12 protein-coding genes are annotated in these 19616 nt (G+C 58.9%); 9 read left to right on the forward strand and 3 right to left on the reverse strand.

Annotation, left to right across the window (positions count from 1 at the left end; translation table 11 throughout):
• The coding region (locus tag CXY70_RS00365) for a malectin domain-containing carbohydrate-binding protein (protein WP_146066003.1) at positions 1 to 6981 on the forward strand (6981 nt) is incomplete at its 5' end.
• On the opposite strand, the gene CXY70_RS00370 is transcribed toward CXY70_RS00365, so the two are convergent.
• Positions 6938 to 8398 carry a polysaccharide biosynthesis tyrosine autokinase gene (locus CXY70_RS00370; protein ID WP_104190436.1) on the reverse strand — a complete coding sequence of 487 codons (1461 nt, stop codon included), beginning with the start codon at positions 8396 to 8398 and terminating at the stop codon, positions 6938 to 6940. The two genes, CXY70_RS00365 and CXY70_RS00370, sit on opposite strands and share 44 nt — an antisense overlap.
• Positions 8399 to 8647: 249 nt before the next feature.
• On the opposite strand from CXY70_RS00370, the gene CXY70_RS00375 reads away from it, so the two are divergent.
• Positions 8648 to 9181, forward strand: a complete 534-nt coding sequence (locus CXY70_RS00375) for a hypothetical protein (RefSeq protein ID WP_104190437.1) — start codon at positions 8648 to 8650, stop codon at positions 9179 to 9181.
• Positions 9178 to 9714, forward strand: a complete 537-nt coding sequence (locus tag CXY70_RS00380) for a DUF4916 domain-containing protein (protein ID WP_104190438.1) — start codon at positions 9178 to 9180, stop codon at positions 9712 to 9714. Before CXY70_RS00375 ends, CXY70_RS00380 begins: the two co-directional genes overlap by 4 nt.
• A gap of 38 nt (positions 9715 to 9752) precedes the next feature.
• Here CXY70_RS00380 and CXY70_RS00385 read toward each other — a convergent pair whose 3' ends face one another.
• Together CXY70_RS00385 and gmd are read right to left on the reverse strand one after the other, a co-directional pair.
• On the reverse strand, positions 9753 to 10748 hold the full coding sequence (locus CXY70_RS00385; protein WP_104190439.1) for a GDP-L-fucose synthase: 996 nt from the start codon (positions 10746 to 10748) through the stop codon (positions 9753 to 9755).
• Complete coding sequence (gene gmd, locus CXY70_RS00390) at positions 10745 to 11797, reverse strand: GDP-mannose 4,6-dehydratase (RefSeq protein WP_104190440.1); 1053 nt, start codon at positions 11795 to 11797, stop codon at positions 10745 to 10747. The genes CXY70_RS00385 and gmd overlap by 4 nt, the downstream gene beginning before the upstream one ends.
• 1123 nt (positions 11798 to 12920) lie before the next feature.
• Here gmd and CXY70_RS00395 point away from each other — a divergent pair.
• From CXY70_RS00395 to CXY70_RS00415, 6 genes are all read left to right on the forward strand, one after another.
• Positions 12921 to 13706, forward strand: a complete 786-nt coding sequence (locus CXY70_RS00395; protein ID WP_199183308.1) for a 6-hydroxymethylpterin diphosphokinase MptE-like protein — start codon at positions 12921 to 12923, stop codon at positions 13704 to 13706.
• Between the two features lie 61 nt (positions 13707 to 13767).
• On the forward strand, positions 13768 to 15159 hold the full coding sequence (locus CXY70_RS00400; RefSeq protein WP_104190441.1) for a lipopolysaccharide biosynthesis protein: 1392 nt from the start codon (positions 13768 to 13770) through the stop codon (positions 15157 to 15159).
• 434 nt (positions 15160 to 15593) lie between these two features.
• Complete coding sequence (locus CXY70_RS18070) at positions 15594 to 15839, forward strand: hypothetical protein (RefSeq protein WP_146066004.1); 246 nt, start codon at positions 15594 to 15596, stop codon at positions 15837 to 15839.
• Positions 15840 to 15961: 122 nt separating this feature from the next.
• Entirely contained in the window at positions 15962 to 17569 is a 1608-nt protein-coding gene (locus CXY70_RS00405) for a hypothetical protein (RefSeq protein WP_104190442.1), read from the forward strand.
• A gap of 34 nt (positions 17570 to 17603) precedes the next feature.
• Complete coding sequence (locus tag CXY70_RS00410) at positions 17604 to 18245, forward strand: HAD family hydrolase (protein ID WP_158250859.1); 642 nt, start codon at positions 17604 to 17606, stop codon at positions 18243 to 18245.
• A gap of 39 nt (positions 18246 to 18284) precedes the next feature.
• Entirely contained in the window at positions 18285 to 18938 is a 654-nt protein-coding gene (locus CXY70_RS00415; RefSeq protein WP_104190444.1) for a cytidylyltransferase domain-containing protein, read from the forward strand.
• Positions 18939 to 19616: the final 678 nt, after the last annotated feature.

A 19616-nucleotide genomic window follows, 5' to 3' on the forward strand; every position in this document is an offset into this window, starting at 1 on the left:
ACCCTCGACGACACCGACCACGTCATCGTCGTCGAGTACTACCAAGGCTGGGGCAACGCCAAAATCCAACTCAACTACGACCGCCTGGGCAGCGACACCGAAGCACCCGCCGCGCCGACCGAGAATGTCGCCTCGGTCGACGGCGAGAACCTGCGACTGGACTGGGCCGCCAGCACCTCCAGCGACACGGTCGGCTACCGGGTCTACCGGGCCACCGCGCCGCAGGTTTCCATTGCCGGAACACCACTGACGGGGTCGACTCTGCTGACCTCGCCAAGGTTTCTGGATGAAAGCGTTGTCGCTGGCACCACCTATTACTACGTGGTGACAGCCGTGGATGCGGCAGATAATGAGTCAGCGGCCTCCAATGAAGCCACCGGTCTCTACGCAGTCACGCCCGACACCGAAGCCCCGACCGCTCCCACAACACTGACGACAGTCGGCGGCGACAGCCTGGTGCAACTGAACTGGTCGGCATCCTCTTCTGAGGACACGATCGGTTACCACGTCTACCGGTCGCTCGAACCGGCAGCTCAGCTGAGCGGTGAAATCGTCTCCGGTGCCGCTCCGGTAACCGCAGTGAGCTACATCGATACCACGGTCACCAACGGCACGACGTACTTCTACGTAGTTCTGGCCGTTGATCTGGCTGCCAACGAATCTGCCGGTTCCAACGAGGTCGCGGTGGTGCCGCAGGTTGGCAATACCACCGATATCAAGGTGGACTTCACCGAGACCGCCGGCATCCCAACCATTGGCTATGCCGCTGATTGGGGCCAGGCGTATGGCTCACGCTCAAGTGCAAACCAGGGCCTTGGGCTCTCTTACGGCTGGATCGACGTTGACGGCCACGCCGTCAGCCTGGTCGGCAACGGCCGCGACCGTGACCGCGCCGGGGTGGACAGCCGCGTCGACTCGATTCTGCACATGCAGTACGGCGACGTGAACGGCGGAACCGGAACCAATGGAGTGAAGACCGAAGGTGTCTGGGAACTCGACGTTCCTCAGGGTGTCTTCGAGGTCACGCTCGCAGTGGGTGACGAACCGGGAGGGCTCGCGGTTTACGATTCCAATAACGTGATCAACGTTGAAGGAAGCGTTGCTATCGAGAGTTTTGTGGCCGTGGCCGGAACGGAATATCGAACCGTAACAGCGACCGTCGGTGTCTGGGATGGCAAACTGACCGTCGATGCGCGCGGCGGTACAAACACGAAGATTGGTTACATCGACGTCGTCGGCGTCGACCGGCAGTCCCACGTGGACACGGTACTCCCCGAGAACCGATCCTCAGGCCACGACGTGAATGCCGGAGTCTCGGCCACTATCCGTGTGCCATTTGCCGGAGTCGGCGTCGCCCCCGCATCGCTGCCGGGCAATGTGCACCTGTACGAACTTCCGAGTGGAATCGAAGTGGCGACGACCGTCGGCACTTCGGGCGGCAATGACGTGATCAGTCTGGCTCCTGACAAGCCTCTTAACCCGAGCACGAGCTACCGTTTCAGCGTTACCGCCGGGGTACTCGATAATTTCGGTGGGGCTTTCCTGCCCTTCACATCACTGTTCACGACGGGTACCGGCGAGGTTGTCGGCGGCGACGCCTTCACGCCACTGACCAACATCGCCTTCGAAAAGGTCGAGCTGCCGATCGGCGAAGGCATGTACTGGGCGTCATTCGCCTTCGGCCCCGATGAAAAGCTCTACGGCACCACGGTGGGCCAGGGACTGTATCGGTTCACGGTCAACTTGGATGGCACCCTCTCCGACAAGGAGTACCTCGGCTACGCCGGCATCGCCATGATCGGACTTGTCTTCGACAAGGACGCAACGGCCGGCAACCTGAAGCTGTGGGTGACCACAACGACGGCGAACTTCAACGAGGCCGGACTCTGGGTGAGCGGTATCAGCCTGCTCAGTGGCCCCGGTCTGGAGACACGCAGCGAGGTGTTCAGCGAGCTGCCCCGATCGCTCTCCGACCACCTCACCAACTCGATGACCTACGGTCCTGACGGGCGAATCTACTTTCAGCAGGGTTCAAATCAGGCCGCCGGTGACCTGGATAATTCCTGGGGCCAGCGCGGTGAGCAGCTGCTCACCGCAGCGACGCTCGTCTTCGATCCGGCGCAAACCCAGGTAGCTTCTGCGGCTGGTGGCTCTGGCGCGATCAGCGTCAAGACCGCGCAGGGCGGAAGCTATGACCCGTACGCCAACAACGCTCCCCTGAAGATTTTCGCTTCGGGAATTCGCAACGCCTACGACCTGGTGTGGCACTCCAATGGCCACCTCTATGTGCCCACCAACGGCACCGCCGGCGGTGCGAACTCACCGGGTGTCACGGCGAATGCCAACGGCACCTTCACTCGGGTTGCGGCCTCCGGTATTCCCGGCGGCTCCACCGTGAACGGCCAGGACGTCACCTCTCAGTGTGTCGCTCGCGGCTACACCGGCGGTTCGGTACCGGCCATCGCAAACCACCCCACCCAGCGCGACTTTCTCTTCGATGTGGTTGAGGGCGGCTATTACGGCCACCCGAACCCCACCCGCTGCGAGTGGGTGCTCAATGAGGGCAACGATCCGGCGAACCCGCCGCAGTCACCCGGCCAGAACGGATCGAAGTACGCCTCCGGCGTCAAGGCCGACCCGAACTACCGCGGTTTCGCTTACGACTTCGAATTCAACAAGTCACCGAACGGGGCGCTCGAATATAAGAGTGCAACATTCGGCGGCCAGCTCCAGGGCCGACTGGTCGTCGTACGGTTCTCCAACAACAACGACCTGATCTTCCTGCAGGCCGACGAGGTGACCGGCGAAATTCTGGGAGGGCAGACCGAGGTCGGAATCACTGGCGTGGCCGACACGACGATGCAGGGCGTCGGAGGATTCAACGACCCGCTGGAGGTCGTCGAAAACCTGAACAATGGCAACCTGTACGTGAACCAGTACGACCGCAGTGGCAGCAGCCAGAAGCTCTACCTACTGCGGGTTCCGGCGAGCGCGCAGGCCGCGCAAGTCGCGACATCGGCTGATGAAATGATCTTCTCCGCGGTGAAGAACACCACTTCAGCGACGAAGAGCATCACCGTCACCAACCAGAGTGCCGAATCGGTCACCCTGGACGCGTCGCTCACTGGTACGAATGGGTCGGAGTTCTCGATCATCTCCGGTGACGGAGCCTCGCTCGCCGCCGGGGCCAGCACCACCGTGGGACTCCGGTTTGCACCGGGCAGCACCGTGGGTCAGCGCTCGGCCGAGCTCGTCCTCTCGGCAGGAACGTCCACGGTCAGGGTTGGCGTCTTCGGCCTGACGATGAACGGAATCGAGGGCAGCAACGAACCGACCTTCCAGAACGTGATGGGAACACTCGGCTACGACATCAATGTGGGCTGGACCAACCTCGAAGGCGGCGTGCAACCCAGCGCCAAGGGCGACGAGGTTCTGGAACCGCTGTTTGTGAAGAGTGGCAGCGGTTCCGTCGGCGTGACGCCGCTCGCGCACTACGCCCCCAACGAGAGCATCCCCTTCGGCTGGTACACAGGCTCGGGCTCAGAAGCTGAGCGCACCCAGGTCGGCGCGATCTCCTCGGCAGGTTACCAGTCACTGCTGCCCCCCGCCACGTCGGGTAGTGCCTCAAGCTTCAACCCGGGCACCGACACCTTCGGTCTGTACTACTACTCCGGAGTGTTCTCACGCTTCGGCTTCACCGAGGATCAGCTCAACACTGGCATCGCGCATCGTGCTCGGGTGTATCCCGCCAAGAACCGCTCGGGTGTGCTGCTTTCGAACTCGTACATCGTGGCCTTCGAAGACGCCAGTAACGGTGACTACCAGGACTACGTGTTCCTTCTGACCGGCCTCAAGCCGGTCACCGACACCGGCTCGGTCGATGGCGCTGTGCGGGTGGACTTCACCACCCTCGCGGGCGATCTGGCCCCCGATTACCTGCGTGATTACGGCCAACCTTATGGTTTGCGCACTCGCACCGATCAGGGTAGCGGGCTGACGTACGGCTGGAAAGACCAGGTCACCGAAAACAGTATCGATCTCTCCACCGCTGGCACCACACCGGGTAACGGCCGAGATCGAGGCACCAGCCAGGCCGATACCCGTCTGGACAGCTTCATGCACATGCAGGGAGCGGATGTCGTTGGAACCTTCAACGGCACATCGGCCCGGGCATTCTGGGAGCTGGCTCTCCCCTCGGGAGAATACGAGATCACGGTCGCCGTCGGCGACCCGGCACCGCAGTCAGACACCGAAACTCATCAGATCAACGTGGAGAACAGCCCGCTGATCACCGCCTTCACCCCGACGGGAGCGGCCGGCACGAGTACCCGGCATGCCACCGGAACGACCACCGTCATGATCACCGACGGCGCCCTTACCCTCGATGCGATCGGCGGCACCAACACGAAAATATCGTATGTCGACATCACCCCGACTGACGCCGTGTCGAACGACGACCCGACGGATGGCGCACAGGTGAAGATTGCTTTTCAGAGCGCGTCCGGCACGGCACCCAGCGGCTGGACTCAGGAGACGGGAAAGGCCTTCGACACCGCACGCGGTTATGGCTGGCTCAACGCGGAGACCGGTGAGCCGATCGACCGCACAGTCGCCACGCGCACCCGTGCCGCCGCGGTCTCCGGAATCACATTTCCCACAGCCGACTTGCTGAAGAGCTTTGCTTTTCTCGACAACGAGACGCAGCCGACCTACACCAACGGCATCTGGGAGTATGCCGTTCCCAACGGTACCTATCAAGTAGCGGTGTCGGCCGGTGATGCCAATTATCTGGATTCCACTCACGGGCTCCATGTCGAAGGCCAGCCGATCATCGCGAGCTTCACGCCCACCGGCACGACGCCGTTCCAGACCGGAGTGCGGACCGTGACGGTGAACGATGGAAAGCTGACCCTTTCCAACAACGGCACCAACACAAAAGTCAACTGGCTGTCCATTACGGGGAAAACTCTTGGTTCCCCGTCCGTGAGTATCCAAGCGAATGGCGTCGACGTGGGTGCGGCGTGGAGCAGCGGACCGACAAGCGTGAGCGTGTCGGCATCCGTTGACAGCACTTCGACGCTGGCCTCCCTGGTGTACCGCCTCGACGGCGGTACGGCGACGCCATACACCGAACCGATCGTGCTGGACGCCGAGGGTAATTACTCGCTCGAGGTCACCGCGACCGACAGCGGCGGCCGCTCGACCGTGCGCACCGTGCCGTTTGAAATTCTCGATATCGGCGGAACCTTGACGCTGCGCAACCAGCAGGCCACTCGCCTGGGCGGGGAGGTTGTTCCCGGTTTCACCGAGGACACCCTCGTGATGCACCGCATCAACGGCAACACCACAACGCACACGACCACGGAATCCGCCACGGTGAACCTCACCAACACGGGCACCAAGGACCTGCGCATCACGGCGATCACCCTGGCCGGCGCAAGCCCAACCCTGTTTGAACTCACCGAACCGCCGACCTTGCCGCTGACGATCGCACCGGGCGGCGTCGTACCGCTCACCGCGAAGTTCATTGCCACGAGCGGCAGCAAGGGCGTGCGCACCGCCACGGTCAACGTGTCCTCGAGCGACCCGGTGCACGCAATCACCCCGGTGCTGCTGCGAGCGGGCTACATGACCTCACCCGAGGGCGGCAACGAACTCAACCTGCCCCAGCTGATCGACCTTTATAACTGGACCACGAACGTCGGTTCACTGAGTGGCGGAATGTCGCTCGGAAACGGATCGGAAAACCCCGGCGCCCCGATGAACGGCGAAGAGGTGCGGTCGAACCTGTGGAAGCGTCTCGACGCAGGCAAGGCTGTGCAGGTGCGCCAGCTTGCGGCGTTCCACGGCTGTTGCGGGGCCACCGAGACGGTGAATGTGAACGGCGCGACGGCGACCCATAACGCGGCTTACGGCCAGGCCGTTCTGCCGCTGAACAACGCTCTCACCGGCCCGACTCAGCTGAGCACGAACCCCACCGGCACCTTCGGGCTTGTAGTCGCCGGCCAAACCACCAACAACAACAATTACCACGCGGTGAAAACGTGGCCGGTGCGTGACCGGGACGGGCAGATTGTGGCCGGCTCCTGGATCCTCGCGCACGACTACATCAGTTCGCCGAGCCAGTGCGGCATCGGAGCGACGAACTGTGACTTTCAGGACAACGTCTATCTCGTCACCAACGTGCTTCCGGTTGCTTCCTCCGATGTGGTCGCACCGACCCAGCCGGGCGCCGTGACCGGAGTCATGTCGGAGAACAGCGTTGAACTGACCTGGTCGCCGAGTGCGGACGCCGACCTGGCCGGCTACCGAGTGGAACGGGCCGTCTCGACCGACGGACCGTGGTCGACGCTCAGTGGCGCCGCTCCCCTGGGCCAGACCACCTTCCGCGACACGACATTGCCGTTCGCGAACACCGCGTACTACCGGGTACTCGCGGTCGACGCGTCCGGCAACGCTTCGGCACCGTCATCGACCACCGTGGACATCTCGTCGGCGGCCGCGCCGGCAATCCGCATCAACGCTGGTGGCGGGGCCGTCACGTCGGAGTCGGGCAGTTGGCTCGCCGACACGTACTTCTCCGGCGGCAAGGCCTATACCAACCCGTCCGTGACATCAATCGCCGGCACAACCGACGACGCGGTCTACCTCAGTGAACGAAGTGCTCTCACCGACCTCGGCGCCTTCGGTTACGACATCCCGCTGCCGAGTGGCACCTACACTGTGAAGCTTCACTTCGCCGAAGTGTACTGGGGTGCAACCGGCGGCGGGGCCGGGGGCACTGGCAAGCGCGTCTTCAGCGCGAACCTCGAGGGTGGCGGTGTGGAGGTGGCCAACCTCGACATCAACGCCAAAGTCGGTGCGATGGCTGCGTATGTCACCACGAACACGGTCACGGTGACCGATGGCAACCTTGACATCGACTTCACGTCAACGGTCAACCAACCGAAAGTGTCGGCGATTGAGGTGATCCGTCAGTAGTCACTGAAAGATCGTCGGCCAGCCGTCGAGGTGTTGCGGGTACGTCGGGTGCCCGCAGCAGCTTGGCGGTTGTTTCGCTTTCGTAGGTGCCGTAACCGTCAGCATCCGTTTCTTTCGTGCGCAGCATCGTCATAACGAGACCAAAGATGGGCGCTCCCGCCTTCTCGAGTGCCGACAACGCACGGGCCAGTTGATGGCGACGGGTGCGCCCGATGGCCACAACAAGAATTGCTCCACCAGCATTATGGGCCAAGATCGCGGCGTCGGAGACCGGCAACAGCGGGGGCGTATCGAAAATAACGATGTCGTACCCGGCGGTGAAGTCGTTGATGAGCCGTTTCATGCGGGCTGAGCCGAGCAGGTCTATCGGGTTGGGAGGAACGTAACCGGCAGGAAGCACTGAGAGGCCTCCGGAGCCCCAAGGCTGCACGACTTCGCTCAACTCGGCCCGACCCATAAGAACGTCCGTGAGGCCTACTGCGCCTTCGAGGCCCATGATCTCAGCGAGTCGAGGGCGACGCAGGTCAGCATCTACAAGCAACACCCGGCTACCTGAGTTCGCGAACGCGATAGCGACGTTTGAGGCCGTCGAGCTCTTACCCTCGCTCGCGATCGACGAGGTAACGATAAAGGTGCGCTCGGCGCGATCGGCATCAAGAAACTGCAGGTTGGTGCGGAGCGTGCCAAACGACTCCGCACGTTTGCCGCGCGGATCGGTGAGAGAAGGCCGTGGGAGCGTTCCCCGTTCGTAGCGGATCCACCCGAGCACGGGAACATCGGTGATGCGGGCGATGTCGCTCTCATTGCGAATGCGCGTTTCGAGGACTTCGCGCAGTACCGCGCACAGCACGCCGAGGGCCAAACCGGCGAGCACACCCAGGGCGATACTCAGCGCTTTCTTCGGACTCACCGGGGCAGCCGGCGCGGCTGCCGTCTTTACGAGTGTGAGTTTGATCGGATTCACCGCGTCGGCGGTTTGGGGAGCTTCAATCTCGATCACCACATCAGCAAGACTTTGGGCCGTGGCATTTGCGATGGCTGCGGCCAGGGCAGGGTCGGCATCCGTCACCTTGATTTCAATGATGCTTGTTTCAGCGGGCGTTGTTGCCTCAACGCGCAGGGCGAGACTGTCTTCATCGTCGGCGAGGTCAAGGCGCTGGATGACTTTGTTCAACACAATGGGCGTGTCGACGAGATCGACATAGGTTTTCACCCGTTGCACCGTGAAGCTGTTTCCCTGTGCAAGGTCGGCCACACTACCGGCCGATTGTGCCGATACGAAGACCTTGGCCGAGGCGCTGAATTGCGGTGTCTCCAGCAACACATAGGCGGTGCCACAGCCACCACCGAACACGGTCAGGAGCACGATCACGACCCAGCTCTTGCTCAGAATGCGGGCATCTTCACGTAACGCCAAGGGGCGGCCTTCTTTCGCTGCGTCTCACTCTTGCCGGTGTGACGGGTGCGCCCCAAGTTTGAGATTCCGTGAAAACGGTGCACACGACACAGCGCAATGATTGCATAGCACCCACAGTGGCGCTGGACCCCGTTCATGGGGTGCCTGCGTTTGCTCTGGACTGCCGCGCGGCACAGACTCCGTGTCGGCCACGCCCACGCACTGAAATTGTGCGACCCCCCGTGAGTCAACGCCCGATACTCTGATCCCATGAACGAGACCGAGGAATCTGGTGCATCGCCCAAGGAAGCCGACCAACTGTTGGCCGTTTGGCAGGCGGTAAGCCAACGCCGAATCGCTTACGAAACGATGATGTGGCAAACGCCTGCTCTCGGCATGACCGCGCAGGCTTTTCTCCTCACGCTTGCCCTCGCTACCGACACCTCCGACGTGGCAAGAATAGCCTCCGCAGCCTTGAGCGTGCTCATCTCCATCATGGTTATTCAGTTGCTCGGCAAACACCGTAAGTTTGAGATGCTCGACACGCTGACCCTCGAAGAGATTGAAATTCGGCTTAATCTCGTGACGGTCGCTGGCCACTTTCCGCACTCCCGAAACCGCAATCCTTCACGGCAGGTATTCCTCGCCCGGGAATCAGGTCGGAGCGCCCTCTGGGGTCCGATGAGATTCTGGGAGATGAGTTCGTTCGCCCTGTGGTGCTACGGACAATATCTGTTCATCGTAGCCGCAGCGGCCATCATCGTTACTGTCGTTGTCGGGGGTGGAGGCATACTTAGCTCGTGACAGTTGCGCGTTTGCCCCAAGACCTTTGGGCCACCATCCAAGCGAATATGCCAATATTTTGCGTCGATATCGTGCCCGTCAAACACGGGGAAAGAGGGCGACTCCTGCTCGGCCTCATTCTTCGCGACACTCCGGACCTCGGTAATCGTTGGTGTTTTATTGGCGGCCGTCTTCTTCTCGACGAGACCATTTCGGCAGCCGTCGATCGGGAATTACAATCTGCTCTTGGACATTCGCTCCGCCGCGACGGCGAGTTCCAACTGGAGCACCTGCTCGTAGAGTATTCCCGCGATCGACGACCAGGTCGCCCTTACGATCTTCGCCAACACGCTATCTCAACGACCATTCCTGTTCGCATGTCGGGCGAGGGAATAGCTCAAGGAGACGAAGCAATAGATTTCAGGTGGTGGCACGCCGACGAGCTCGATGACAACATCATGGGCTTCGGTCAGGCGAGCCTCATCGATAGCATTCGCGCCCGTGCCGATCTGCCTGAATCGCAACATACCGGAGAAACGCACCCCGCCCGCTGATCGAATCCGCTGGGGAAGCCGCCGCGCGAACTCCGGGACTACTCTCGCAGCGTCCCAGCGTTCGACCGGTACCACTCCACGGTCGACCGCAGCCCATCTTCCAGCTCAATGCGCGCCGTCCACCCGGCCCCGGCCAGCTTCGAGACTTCGAGCAGCTTCTGCGGGGTTCCGTCGGGCTTTGACAAGTCCCACAGGGTCTCCCCCGTAAACCCGACGACTCGCGCCACCGACTCTGCGATTTCGGCGATCGTCACGTCGCGCCCGGTACCCACGTTCACCTGCTGAGGACCGTCATAGTGCTCCAGAAGGTGCAGGCAGGCCTCGGCCATGTCATCCACATGCAGAAACTCCCGCCGCGGCGTTCCCGTACCCCAGTTGGTCACTGACACATCGCCGTTTAGGACTGCATCGTCATAACGCCGAATCAGCGCCGGCAACACGTGCGATCCTCGAAGAGAGAAATTGTCCCCTGGCCCATACAGATTCGTCGGCATCGCCGAGATCCAGGCCAGCCCGTGCTGGCGCCGCACCGCCTGGATCTGCAGAATGCCCGCGATCTTCGCGATGGCATAGGCATCATTCGTCGGCTCCAGGTAGCCGGTGAGCAGGGCGTCTTCGGTAATGGGCTGAGCTGCCAGCTTCGGGTAGATGCACGACGACCCTAGAAACAGCAGCCGCTCCACCCCGTGCTCGAGCGCCGCGTCGAGCACATTCACCTGGATGCGCAGGTTGTCGCTGAGAAACTGCACGGGGAACGTGCTGTTGGCCAGAATGCCGCCCACCTTCGCCGCCGCCAACACCACGTACCGCGGCTTGGTCTTAGCGAAGAAGGCGACCACCGCCTCACGATTTTTCAAATCCAGCTCAGCGGATGTCTGCCCCACCAGATTTGTAAATCCCTCGCCCTGCAGACGCCGCCAAATAGCTGACCCCACAAGCCCCCGGTGCCCGGCTACGTAGAACCGGGCCGAGCGATCGAGCGGCCCCGGCGTGAATTGCACCTGTTCGCGGTCGTCAGCTAAGCGAGCGCTCACGCGTCGACGCCCGCGGGTTCGAGCGTGCCCCAGCTGGCGAGCTTGACCTGGTCGATCCACTTGCCGCCAGCATGCTCCAGCGCGGCAATGTCGGCGTCGACCATGATGCGGGCCAGCTCGGCGGTGTCGACGGTGGCCTTCCAGCCCAGCTTGTCTTCCGCGTGGGAGGCGTCGCCGACCAAGGCATCGACCTCGGTGGGGCGCAAGTAGCGTTCGTCGAAGCGCACGTGCTTCTCCCAGTCGAGGCCGGCGTGCTCGAACGCGGTTTGTACGAAGTCGCGCACCGAGAAGTTTCCGCCGGTAGCGAGCACGAAGTCATCGGGTTCATCGACCTGCAGCATGCGCCACATGCCCTCCACATACTCGGCGGCATACCCCCAGTCACGAATGCTGTCGAGGTTACCCAGGTACACGTGATTTTGCGTGCCGGCCTTGATCGCGGCGACGGCGCGGGTGATCTTGCGCGTCACGAAGGTCTCACCGCGGCGCGGTGACTCGTGGTTGAACAGAATGCCGTTGACGGCGAACATGCCGTAGGCCTCACGGTAGTTCTTGGTGATCCAGTAGCTGTAGACCTTGGCGGCGCCGTAAGGCGACCGCGGGTAGAACGGCGTGAGCTCGTTCTGCGGTGGCGGAGTGGCACCGAACATCTCGCTGGACGACGCCTGGTAGAACCGGCACTGAATGCCAGCCATACGCACCGCTTCCAGCAGCCGGATGGTTCCCATGCCGGTGGTGTCCGCGGTGTGCTCGGGCTCGTCGAACGACACGCGCACGTGCGACTGCGCCGCCAGGTTGTAAACCTCGTCGGGCTGAATCTGCGCGAGCAGGGTGACCAGTCGCGATCCGTCACTCAGGTCGCCGTAGTGCAGAAACAACTTCGCGCCCTCATCGTGCGGGTCCACATACAGGTGATCAATGCGCGAGGTGTTAAAAGTGGATGCCCGTCGAATGAGGCCGTGCACCTCGTACCCCTTGCCAAGAAGCAACTCAGCGAGATATGACCCGTCCTGTCCGGTGATGCCCGTAATAAAAGCGCGTTTCGCCAAAGGTCCCCCTCACGTTTTTGGCTGCACGCGTAGCGCCAGCCAGTCCCCGACTGCATCCAGTCTACCGAGTGAATTATTCTCACGTATATCTGCGCCCCATTTTGAAAAAATACGCCGCCCCCCACTTCGGGGTACAGGACGGCGGTGAGTTAAAAAACTAAATGACGTCGACTTTCAATAATCAAACGATCCCCTCTTAGTTTGTCCGGGTCGTCGTTGCTAATACGCCGTTTTCCTGGAAGTCAAGCTGTGAATACGGAAAAGGGAAGCACCATCCCACATGTCCAAATCCGCGGGACTCAGCGTTGGGATATATCCGCCTACTGCTCGAACGTCAACGAGACCGCCGATGGCGACGACTTTAGATAACCCTCTTGCAAAAGATGCGAGATGCACTGCATCGGAGATCAAAGCGGCCATCCTTGACACTTATGGCGAATTTCTCTATAGAGGTCCAGCTCGCACTCGCGACACCAAGAGTAAGAAAAGAGTGAGCAGTGAATAGGGAAGCCACGGCTCCTCGAACCCTCTCGGTGCAGGGAAATTTAGTACGAGAATACATCAAACGGTGGGCGCTTTATGCCGAGTTGACTGTTCGTGACGGACGATAGAGAATCCGGTCCCGGGCCCCGGTAAAAGAACGATGTCTAACGCTTACCAGAAGTGCGGCAACCAGACTTAGAAAGCAACACTATTCATGCGTGATATTGACTAGGGCATCAAGATGCCTCCCATATATAACGTTAAATTATCCGAGTGACGTCTAGCCAAACTAGTCGGTACACGCCCGGCCGTCCGTCGACCAGGACGTGACGTATTCTGCGGGCAGATCGCTGCGGTGATCCACCACGCCCGGCGTCGCTCGCCGCATACCCAATCCGGTCGTGTCATCACGGGTGTCGGTTGTTGTATGCTCCGGAGGGACCGCCCCAGTCGTCTCCACCTGAAAAAACTGCTCGCAGAGCGAGAGCGCCGAGGCTCAACAGACGAAACCAGAAAGAAAAACCTCCCTCGGTCGAGGGATAAGCGAGCGCGTGATTGGCGCGGGATGAGGTTGCTCAGAGTACGGCATCGCCCATCCACTACTGATTGCGGCCTTAAAAACAGACGAGCAAAGGAAAATATGATTCATCAGATGCGACGCGCCAAGCATCAATTGATAAATTTCAACTCTGAACTCCGCGAGAGGTCAAAATCTGTTTACGACTCTGCCTATCGGGCGAATCGCTCAAACCTCGAAGGCTTTAAGGACAGCTGTCGTGGCGAGAGATGTGTAATTATCGGTAACGGTCCGAGCCTCAATAGAACCGACCTGAGTCTATTATCGAATGAGAAAACTTTCGGGCTGAATCGAATTTACTTAATGGCAGCAACTCTTGGCTTTACCCCCACATACCACGTCGCCGTAAACCAGTTGGTTGTTGAGCAGTCACGGACGGACCTGCTATCACTCAAGTCTCCACTTTTCACAACAAGAAGCAATGAGAAGACCCTCGGCGAAAGTGCCCATCTCAATTATTTGTACGAGCGTTCCGGACCTGTGGGATTCTCAACTGATGCATCCCGCGGCATCCACGTAGGACAGACGGTGACGTTTGTCGCGTTGCAGTTGGCATATCACATGGGGTTTTCGACCGTTGTGCTAGTGGGTGTTGACCATAGCTTCACTACTAAGGGACCCGCGAACTCCACCGTAGAGTCGAGGGGAGACGATCCAAACCATTTCGACCCCAACTATTTCGGTGCGGGTGTGAAATGGCAATTGCCAGATTTGCCGCAGTCCGAGGTCGCTTACATGGCCGCACGAGAGGTCTTTAGCCGAGCCGGCCGCCGAATCGTCGACGCTACCGTTGATGGAAAGCTAGAAGTCTTTCCAAAGCTACCTTTGGCCGAAGCATTGCTACGGTAACTATAACCGTTCGACCAACGCCGTAGACGAGGCCTGACTAGTACCACGGAAATACTGACATATGCGTTCTGCAGTGCTTGTTTACACTATCTTGGCCGTACTACAACGCGGTTTAACCCTACTTTTGCTGCCCTTTGTTACCAGGGCGATGAGCGTCACTGAATACGGGGCAGTTGCAGTTCTTGCTACGCTGAGCGCTCTTCTCTCGGCACTCTTGGCAGGCGCTCTCGAACAGGCCGTCTTTAGGTGGACCGTTGCAAGCCAAAATGACTCACATGGGCGATCAGTAGTTCGGGTATGCTTTTGGTGGTTGTCCACCTGCGTTCCGGTGATCCTGTTCTGTACCGCGATAGCACTGTGGTTCGCAGACACCCAGATCCTCCAAATATCCACCCATTTGTGGGCAGTCGAGGTCGCTGCGGTAGGCCTCATGGCGTTTGTGAGTTCTTATGCACTGCCCCAAGCGAGGGCAGAGGAAGCCCTACGGCGATTTGTTGTAATCGCGACGACGTCCATCATTTCGCTTTTACTGGGAAAATGGCTCTTCGTGATCATTCTCGGTGCTGGGGCGGCAGGCTGGGTGCTTTCCGACCTAATTTCCGCCGTACTTTCTTTCTTTGTTGCGATGACTCTTATCAACGCTTCGCGCGGATCAGTTACTCGAGCGGCATTCTTGCAAGTGCTGCGATTCGCCCTCCCGCTGGTGCCACATATTATCGCATTCTGGGCCCTCGCCGCGCTCGCCCGCCCCCTTTTGGCAATGTCGATGCCACTCGAAGATGTTGGGATCTATTCAGCTGCGTTTAGTGCTGCGAGCGTGGGCACCATGCTTCTGGCCGAGGTTAATCGTGCCACTGTCGTTGCATACGCGCGTGATCAATTTCCTGCGCCTTCCCTCAGAACCGGGAAAGTAATGCGCATCCAGTTCTTGCTGGCATTCCACAGCGCCGCATTAATTGGACTTCTCTCTCCTGCATTTACGCATTGGGTCCTACCGCCTCAGTATGCCGGGGTGTTGCCCTTACTCTTGATTCTGTCTTTAGCATCGACTTTCTACGGCTTATATCTCATCCCCATAAATTTCATCGTTCAAACAGCAGGAATAACAACGTGGAGTTGGATTGGGTCTGCGGCTGGCGCCGTCGTAATTCTACTTGCTTGCACCGTGGGAGCTGCCGCCGGGGGTCTGACGGTCGTCGTCCTTGGGCATGTCGTCGGTTATGCGGTGATGGGGCTCATTGCATTGATTTTAATCAAGAAAATGCGTCTGCAAGTCGACTGGGCGCGCGGCGGAATTTCTCTTTTGAGATTTGCTATTTTGTCAACTGGTGTGACTTCAATTCTGTGCGCAGGACTCTTCACCGTAGGGACGATTGCCTACTTAGGCTTTTCATTACTAGGAGTCGTGACTCTGTTTGGCGTGTCATTACGTGTTTTGAGGTCGTCTAGATGAAGTCCCACTGTCAAAACACAGCCTCAAACAATCGATCAATTTGAAACTCGAATGACCGTCTTCACGAATGACCGCCTTCAAATGAGCGACCCCAGAGGAGGAAGCAATTGTTTACGCTTGGCTTGAATGCACCCGAGGGCTGTAAGCAGTCATGACGGTCGGTGTGCGGCTTATCCTCGAGTCTGTGACTGCTCTTACTGATCGCAACATGGCCAAGATGGATTCTCTTGGCTACCAGATGACTATTTTTTTATTCGCATCCTAAATGCATGGGTCTAGAACCTGGAGACGCGTGCGTCCATGGGGAGAACTGGGGTGCGCAGATACAGCAGGCTCGCGAAATCATCTTCGCGATACTAAAGAACGAGCGTGCTTACCGCCCGGTTTAGGCCACGCGATAACACGCCTGCATTGTCATGATTCGATATATGCGGGTGGCAAAAACCATCAATCGCGCAGTTTTAAATGTCCGCAGCAGCTCATTTCTCGCATCTGGGCCTCTTATCCGACCCAGCGCTTTCGCAACAATGTCTTCGCAAGATATCGAACTGTTTCACGATCTCACGCTGCGCGATGCGCTCACCCAATTTAGAACGCCGAAACAAAGCCTGCGCTCCCACCGTCATCACCAATTCATCGTGGTCGGGTCGCTCAGACTTGGACATTCGTTTCCAGAATAGTTTTCAACCATCGCGGACAGCGGGGTCTTATAGCTGCTTACGGTAGAGTGATCCTGAATTGTTCAGCCGTCACAAACTGAACCAAGCACCTGCGGACAACGTTCACACGGAAATGAGCTGTAATGTCAAAGACCAAGACATCACCTAACCTCGCCCAATTGGAAGGTGCTAGCCTGTTGGATTGCACCCTCCGCGACGGCGGTTATTACACTGCCTGGGATTTTGATGCGCTCGTTGTTGAGACTTATCTGAGAGCAATGTCAAAGCTGCCCGTTTCGACAGTCGAGTTGGGCTATATCAACAGCCCGAAGAGCGGCTACGCGGGCAAATACAATTTCCTACGCCCCAGTGTAACAACACATGCGAGAAACATTCTCCGACCCAATCAGGTGCTTGGCGTCATGTTTGATGAAAAGTCCGTGTCGCCCGGCGATGTTCGTTCCTTACTCCTAGGTCACAGGGAAGCTGTTGGCCTCGTAAGAATTGCGGTGGCGCCGACCCGAATACCACAAGCCCTTGAACTAGCGCGAGAAATTAAGGCTCTGGGTTTCGCTGTCGGATTGAACGTGATGTATTTGTCGAAGTACTGGAGCGATGTCGGAAGCATCCAATCGATTGAAAAAGTTGCGGGTGTGATCGACTCTTTCGCTTTGGTCGATAGCTACGGATCGTGCGTTCCGGGTCAGGTCGCAGCGGCAGTAACTTCAGCGCGGGAGGTCTTGGGTGACATGCCACTGGGGTTCCATGGACACGACAACCTGGGCTTGGCACTGGCAAACTCTCTGGTTGCCGCGGAGTCTGGCGCCGCAATCATCGATGGGACAGTACGAGGAATGGGTCGCGGCCCCGGAAACACGCGAATCGAACTATTGCTGGTGCACAAGACCGCAGCAGACCTCCGGGCGCTCGATCATGTTGCTCTAGATGCTGTCATGGAGCCTTTCGCCGAACTGCACGCCAACCACCCGTGGGGCACCAATCTCGTTTACATGATTTCCGGTGCCGCTGGCCTGCCTCAAAACGAGGTAATGGACTGGCTTGGAAAGAATCGTTACTCCATTCCGGCAATTGTCGATGCGCTCCAAGGACGTTCTGGGCAGGGTTTGGATGTGAAGGAGTATGCAAATCTGGCCAAGGTGGCCACGGCAAGCGCCGAGGTTCTCATCATCGGCGGCGGTTCAAGCGTAGAAACGCACAAGGAGTATGTGCGCGAGTTCGTCGAGAAGACGGGCTGTACAATCATCCACGCCAACTATCAACACCTTGACCTAGCTGCCACACTGGCCGGGGACCAATTCGTATGTGTAGCGGGCAACGCGGCATCACGCCTGCCAAAAGCGAAGGACCTCATGTCCATCGACCGTCAGATCGTATCGTCGCCGCCTCGGTTCGATACAACGGTGTCTTCAGACATGCCCGTTGCCCAGGTGGAACCTCTCGCGGCAAATGCTACGACCGGTCTCGGACCAATTTCCGACGTAGGGCCACTGGCGCTAGCTCTCGGCGCCGCCGCGGCCCTTGAGGCGAGATCCGTTACCCTCGTAGGTTTCGACGGCTATGACAATGCGACTTCAGCGGAGCAGGAGCTCGCAGAAGAAGTTCAAGCTTTGATAGGCACTTTTGCGGCGCAAAACCCCGAGGTGCGTCTGACGAGTGCTACACGCACGCGGTACCGAATCGACACGGAATCTCTTTACAGCCGACTCGCGCGTACGGACACACGTGTTTGAGGGGCACACAGTAGGCAGCCGATACGACGCCGTAGTGTTCGACTGCGATGGTGTGCTCCTCGATAGCAACGGCATGAAAGTTAGCGCTTTTCGTCACGCTGCACGGCGAGAAGGCTTCTCCGAGAGTACGGTCGAGGCCTTCTCAGCTTGGCAGTCCACAAACTTTGGAACGTCTCGCTATAGCGTCTTTTCTGAGTTGCTCGCCGGTACGTTCGGGCCAGTGCCATCACGGGCGAGCATCGACCAACTGCTCGATGGCTACGCGATCGAGGTCCGTGCCGGGTACATGGAAGTACCAGAGACGCCCGGCCTCAGAAATGTCTTGGTGGGGTTGCGAAAGTTGCTTCTTTTCGTTGCATCTGGGAGCGCTGAGACGGAGCTTCGCTCTGTATTCAAAGAAAGAAATCTGAGTGACAATTTTGTCGAAATTTATGGATCCCCAAGGCCAAAGGCGGCGATTCTCGCTGGACTTTCAAAAAGCTACCCGGATGCAAATTTCTTGATGGTTGGCGATGCCCATGCAGATGCAGATGCAGCCTTCGCAGCGAACATGGACTTCGCTTTCTTTGCGCCCATGTCTCTGGTCGCCGATTCAATGTCGGCGCGGGCAAACCGAGAGGGTTTCCCAGTGGTCTTCGATCTCAACGACCTGATTGGTAGACCCAATGCTCGCTAGCCAATCACCTGCTGCGGCCGGTCGAATCGGGGAGCACGAATGATGACCGTGGCCTTCGTCCCCATGAAACTCAATAATGAACGTCTTCCCGGAAAGAACACCCTGCCGTTCGCGGATGGGCGCCCTTTATTTCATTCAATACTCCGGCAATTGGCGTGCGTCACCCAGATCCAGAAAATTTACGTGTACTGCAGCGACCCGTCGATACGTGAATTACTGCCTCCCGGCGTCGAATTAGTCCTTCGCAGCGACAGCCTCGACGCGTCGACCACGAAGATCAACGAGGTGATCCAGGCCTTTGCAAAAGACGTTGAGGCTGACACCTATGTGATGGCCCACGCTACTGCGCCGTTCCTCTCAGCTGGCAGTATTTCGAGAATGGCGCAGTCCGTTGCGATAGGTGCACACGACTCGGCAATATCTGTACTCGCGATTCGAGAATTCTTGTGGCGACAGAGCCAGCCCCTTAATTACGATCCGACAAATATCCCACGCACACAAGACCTCGAGGAAATATGGGCCGAAACTAGCGGGGCATGGGTGTTTGGAAAGGCACTTGCTCTGCAAGGACGTCGGGTTGGCGAAAATCCAGCACTCATCGAAGTGTCGAAAATCGAGGCCATGGATATTAATGAGGCCGGGGATTTTGTTATAGCACAAGCGGTCCTCGCAAGTCAGAACGTAACGGGGTAGATTGCGGGGCCGTATTTTGGTCAACTAGCCCGACCTTTTCATGGAGCACCCTTTTATGGGCATGAGCATCGACAGGCTTGCTCGAATGCGATCGAGCACCCTCCCCATGGCTGTTGAGCGCCTTCGCCGCGCCGCACCTGTCGAAAGGATCGCGCATGTCACCTTGGTGCCATGGCGTGTTCAGAGTGCTGGGTCGATGATGGAGACGTCTTTCAGGGGGAACGCCAACTTTGCCTCGGTGCTGCAAGCCCGACCCACAGCGTAGTGCGAAGGACCTTCAGGGGAACCGTGGATTGTTGCCTAGAGCACGAGCAATAGATTCCTGATTTATCAATGTCCTTCCGTGACAGGCCATCCACTCGAGCTGACAGGCGACTGCGATGGATGTGGTGCATGCTCGCGCGGCGGATATTGATATTTAATAAGTGTGTCCGCGACGGTTGAAAAGTGAGCCAGTATCGGCACTATTGGCCCTGTTTTGGCTCGGCGTTAACATACCAAGTCGCCGATCTGGCTACCACTAAGCACTACTCGCCATAAACCCGCGTCACGACTGACGACCACTTCGTCACCAGCTGTCGGTGGCCATGACAAGCTGGGCGTTTTCTAGCCATCGTCGCAACACACGATCAAATGTGGGCTAGTTCTTTGAGCCTATCGAAGTGCGTTTGCGATGGC

This window comes from Cryobacterium sp. Y82 (assembly GCF_002929495.1).
In the GTDB taxonomy this organism is placed as follows: domain Bacteria; phylum Actinomycetota; class Actinomycetes; order Actinomycetales; family Microbacteriaceae; genus Cryobacterium; species Cryobacterium serini.

Coding starts and splice junctions, on each gene's coding strand:
- CXY70_RS00400 (WP_104190441.1), top strand. CDS start 13,768: ATGCGTTCTGCAGTGCTTGTTTACACTATCTTGGCCGTACTACAACGC.
- CXY70_RS00395 (WP_199183308.1), top strand. CDS start 12,921: ATGATTCATCAGATGCGACGCGCCAAGCATCAATTGATAAATTTCAAC.
- CXY70_RS00375 (WP_104190437.1), top strand. CDS start 8,648: ATGAACGAGACCGAGGAATCTGGTGCATCGCCCAAGGAAGCCGACCAA.
- CXY70_RS00405 (WP_104190442.1), top strand. CDS start 15,962: ATGTCAAAGACCAAGACATCACCTAACCTCGCCCAATTGGAAGGTGCT.
- CXY70_RS00415 (WP_104190444.1), top strand. CDS start 18,285: ATGATGACCGTGGCCTTCGTCCCCATGAAACTCAATAATGAACGTCTT.